This is a genomic window from Micromonospora sp. I033 (assembly GCF_053890995.1).
In genome coordinates, this window is record NZ_JBSSLX010000338.1 from 1 (window position 1) to 3,966 (window position 3,966).

Annotated in this window: 5 protein-coding genes; 2 read left to right on the top strand and 3 right to left on the bottom strand. The window is 75.3% G+C overall.

Annotation, left to right across the window (positions count from 1 at the left end; translation table 11 throughout):
* The first annotated feature begins 292 nt into the window (after nt 1-292).
* Entirely contained in the window at nt 293-976 is a 684-nt protein-coding gene (locus ACW0Q9_RS29620; protein WP_456186924.1) for an NADPH-dependent F420 reductase, read from the top strand.
* A 77-nt stretch (nt 977-1,053) separates the two neighbouring features.
* On the opposite strand, the gene ACW0Q9_RS29625 is transcribed toward ACW0Q9_RS29620, so the two are convergent.
* Complete coding sequence (locus tag ACW0Q9_RS29625; RefSeq protein WP_456186926.1) at nt 1,054-1,539, bottom strand: GNAT family N-acetyltransferase; 486 nt, start codon at nt 1,537-1,539, stop codon at nt 1,054-1,056.
* 60 nt (nt 1,540-1,599) lie between these two features.
* Between ACW0Q9_RS29625 and ACW0Q9_RS29630 the strand changes: the two genes are divergently transcribed.
* The gene (locus tag ACW0Q9_RS29630) at nt 1,600-2,547 is read left to right on the top strand and encodes a threonine ammonia-lyase (RefSeq protein WP_456186928.1); all 948 of its coding nucleotides are present in this window, start codon (nt 1,600-1,602) and stop codon (nt 2,545-2,547) included.
* A 34-nt stretch (nt 2,548-2,581) separates the two neighbouring features.
* On the opposite strand, the gene ACW0Q9_RS29635 is transcribed toward ACW0Q9_RS29630, so the two are convergent.
* Together ACW0Q9_RS29635 and proC are read right to left on the bottom strand one after the other, a co-directional pair.
* A complete protein-coding gene (locus tag ACW0Q9_RS29635) occupies nt 2,582-2,932 on the bottom strand; it encodes a DUF2203 family protein (protein ID WP_456186930.1) in 351 nt (116 codons plus the stop codon).
* 91 nt (nt 2,933-3,023) lie between these two features.
* Nucleotides 3,024-3,842 carry a pyrroline-5-carboxylate reductase gene (proC, locus tag ACW0Q9_RS29640; protein WP_456186932.1) on the bottom strand — a complete coding sequence of 273 codons (819 nt, stop codon included), beginning with the start codon at nt 3,840-3,842 and terminating at the stop codon, nt 3,024-3,026.
* Nucleotides 3,843-3,966 lie beyond the last annotated feature (124 nt).

Sequence of the window (3,966 nt, forward strand, 5' to 3'; positions counted from 1 at the left end):
GGGGCGGCGCCCAGCGTCAGCGTGACGCCGAGCGAGGCGGCCAGGGTCAGGGCGAGGGTGGCAAGACGGGATCTCCGCACGTCGCACTCCTGGGGGTGGGAAGTGGTGGTGCGAGATAGATATCAATAGATTGGATCCCGGCGGAAGATCAACATTTCGCGCCGGTCGTCGATAGATACTTTTGGATACAAATCGTTGCCGTCGAACCACAATGATCTGAAGGTTTTCGTCAGGCGAACAACCTATCAGGACGGTCGGGAATTCCGGCGGCCGTCGCCCGGTTGGCACCGACATGACAACTGTGGGACTGATCGGCAGCGGCAACATCGGCGGCACGCTGGCCCGGCTGGCGGTGGCCGCCGGTCATGACGTCGTACTCAGCAACTCGCGCGGACCGGAGACGCTCACGAAGCTGGTGGACGAGCTGGGCCCGCGGGCCCGGGCCGCCACCCCGGCCGAGGCCGCGGCGGCCGGCGACCTCGTGGTCGTCACCATTCCGCTGCGGGCCTACCGAGCGGTGCCGGCCGGACCGCTCGCCGGCAAGGTCGTCATCGACACCAACAACTACTACCCCGACCGGGACGGGCGCTTCCCCGAGCTGGACGACGAGTCGACCACCACGAGCGAGCTGCTCCAGCGGCACCTGCCGGGGTCACGGGTGGTCAAGGGCTTCAACAACATCTACTTCGAGCACCTGCATGCCCTGGCCCGGCCGGCCGGCGCGGCGGACCGTACCGCCCTGCCGATCGCCGGCGACGACCCGGCCGCCAAGGCCACCGTCGCCGCGTTCCTCGACTCGCTGGGCTACGACGCGGTCGATGTCGGCCCGCTCGCCGAGGGTTGGCGGTTCCAGCGGGACACCACCGCGTACGCCGGTCTCTACGCCGCGGACGGCGACTGGGCGCACCCGGCGCCGGTGGACGCGGAGCGGCTGCGGGCCGCCCTCGCCGCCGCCCGCCGCTACGCCGACAGCTGACGCCGCCACCGGAGGGCGGACGGCCGCGCCCGCCCTCCGGTCCGGCGGTCCGCCGTCCAGTACGCGCCGGCGGGCGGTCACTCCGCGTCGTCGGGGAGGGTCAGTCGCATCGCCGGATCGGCGGTCTCCCGGAAGCCCAACGCCCGGTAGAGCGGCCGGCCGGCCGCCGTGGCCCGCAGGTCCACCGTGTGCACGCCCCGCTCGCGGAACCAGCTCAGCAGCGCGGTCAGGCACGCCCGGGAGTGGCCCTGCCGGCGATGGCCGGGGTCGGTGCTGACGTTGAAGACGTACCCGACCAGGCCGCTCGGGTCGCGCGGCCCGCCGAGCCGCCGCTCGATGGTGCCGACCGCGCAGGCCGCGAGCGAGTCGCCGTCGGGCGCGTCGACCACGAACGCGGCCACCCACGGCTCCGGTTCGGCCAGCCAGGCCCGCAGGTTGTCCCGCGCGGCGTCCTGCCAGGAGCCGGGCGGTGGCGGGGCGCCGCTCATCGCGGCGAGCATCAACCCGCGCAGCCGGACCAGTTCGGCAGCGTCCTCCGGAGTCGCCGGCCGTGCGTCGACCATGGCCGGGACGGTACCGGTTCGGGGGCGCGGTGAGCCGCGCGGGCCGGCTAGGCTCGCCGGGTGCGGTTGATCACCGGGGACGACATCACGGCGGCCGAGAAGCGCCTCGACGGGCGGGTGGTCCGCACCCCGCTGCTGGACGCGCCGGTCCTCGCGGGCGACCTGGGCCTGCGGCTGGCGGTGAAGGCCGAGAACCTCCAGCACACCGGGAGCTTCAAGGTCCGTGGCGCCACGAACGCGCTGCTCGCCCACGCCGAACGCGCCGGGACGCCGGCCGGGCTGGTGGCCTTCTCCGCCGGCAACCACGCGATCGCGGTGGCCCACGTCGCCCGCGCGGCCGGGCTGCCCGCCGTGGTCTGCATGCCGCCGCACGCGGTGCCCGCCAAGCTGGCCGCGGTGCGCCGGCTCGGCGCCGAGGCGGTGCTCACCGACGACCTGCTGACCACCGCCGAGACGATCGCGGCCGAGCGGGGCTTCCACCTGCTCGCGCCCTTCGACGACCCGGACGTGATCGCCGGTCAGGCCACCGTCGGGCGGGAGATCCTGGCCGACGGCCCGCGTCCGGACCTGGTGCTCGTACCGGTGGGCGGCGGTGGGCTGATCAGCGGGATCGCCGCGGCCGTCCGCGCGGGGTCACCGACGACCCGGATCGTCGGGGTGGAGCCGGACGGGGCCAACGCCATGTCGTACGCGCTGCGGACGGGGACCCACACCCTGCCGGGCCGCCCGGCCTCGGTCGCCGACGGCCTGGCCGCGCCGTTCGCCGGGCGGCACACCCTCGCGCACGTGCGGGCGCTGGTCGACGCGGTGGTGGAGGTGCCGGAGGCGGCCGTCCTGCCCGCCTGGGCCGAGCTGGTGGAGGCCACGAAGCTGCTGGTCGAGCCGGCCGCCGCGGTCACCCTGGCGGCATTGCGGGCCGGGCTGGTCGAGGTGGCGCCCGGCGAGCGGACCGTCCTGGTGCTCAGCGGCGGCAACGTCGCGCCGGCCACGCTGGCCAACCTCGGCTGACGGCTCGAAGCAGGCGACGGCCGGCTCTGGCGGCTCAGATCGGGCGGCGGCCGGCGAAGCCGCACCCCACCCGGTGGTACCAGCGGACGTCGTCGTCCCCCTCCAGCCAGCACCAGAGCACCGCCCGGCCGTCCCGCTCGCCGGGGAAGTCGAGCAGCACCGGGGCGATCCCCTTGACCTGGATGCCGTGCTGGTGGAACTCCTCCACCACGGCGTGCAGCCGCGCCTCCAGGGCCTTCACCTCGGCCAGCCCGCCGAGCGCGCTGACCCCGTGGTCGGCCAGGTCGATCCGGAGTTCGGCGAGGTCGGCGCGGAGCCGGATCAGCTCGTCGACGCGCGGCCGCAGCGTGGCCACCAGGTGTCGCGCCTGGGCGAGAGTGAACACCGCGCCAGTATGGGGCACGCCGGGACGTCCCTCCGGCTCGCGCCGGCCACCGCCGTTCCGGCGAGGCGGAGCGGACCGGCCGGCGGTGGGCTCAGTCCGCCTGGGCGGCCAGCTCGCGGGCCCGGTCGCGGGCCGCTTCGAGGGCCGCCAGCATGGCCGCCCGGACGCCGTGGTTCTCCAGCTCACGGATGGCGTTGATGGTGGTGCCGGCCGGCGAGGTGACCGCCTCGCGCAGCTTCACCGGGTGCTCGCCGGAGTCGCGCAGCATCACCGCCGAGCCGATGGCGGTCTGCACGATCAGGTCGTGCGCCACCTGGCGGGGCAGGCCGAGCAGGATGCCGGCGTCGATCATGGCCTCGACCAGCAGGTAGAAGTAGGCCGGGCCGGAGCCGGAGAGGGCGGTCACCGCGTCCTGCTGGGACTCGGGCACCCGGAGGGTGGCGCCGAGCGGCTTGAACATCTCCTCGGCCAGCGCCAGGTGCGTGCCGGTGGCGTGCGCTCCGGGCGAGATCGCGCTCATCGCCTCGTCGACAAGCGCCGGGGTGTTGGTCATCACCCGGACCACCGGGGTCCCCTCGGGCAGCCGGCGGTTGAAGAAGGCGGTGGGCAGGCCGGCGCAGAGCGAGATGACCAGCTTGTCGGCGGGCACCTTCGGGCCGATCTCGTCCAGCAGCGCGGCCGCGTCCTGCGGCTTGACCGAGACGGCGAGCACCTCGGCCTCGTCCACCGCGGTGAGGTTGTCCACCACCCGGACGCCGTACCGGGCGGTCAGTTCCTCGGCGCGGGCGGGACGCCGGGCGGTGGCGAGCAGCCGCTCGACCGGCCAGCCGGAGCGGAGCAGCCCGGAGAGCATCAGCTCGCCGATCTTGCCCGCGCCGATCACCGCGACCGTGTGCACCTCGGGTGCCATGAGCCGTACCCCTCTCGTGGCGGTGCGGCGCGGCGGGGCCGCCGCCCCGCCCCCCCCCCCCCCCCCCCCCCCGCCCGCCCCCCCCCCCGACCCCCGCCCCCTCGGGCCCCCCCCCCCGGCCCGG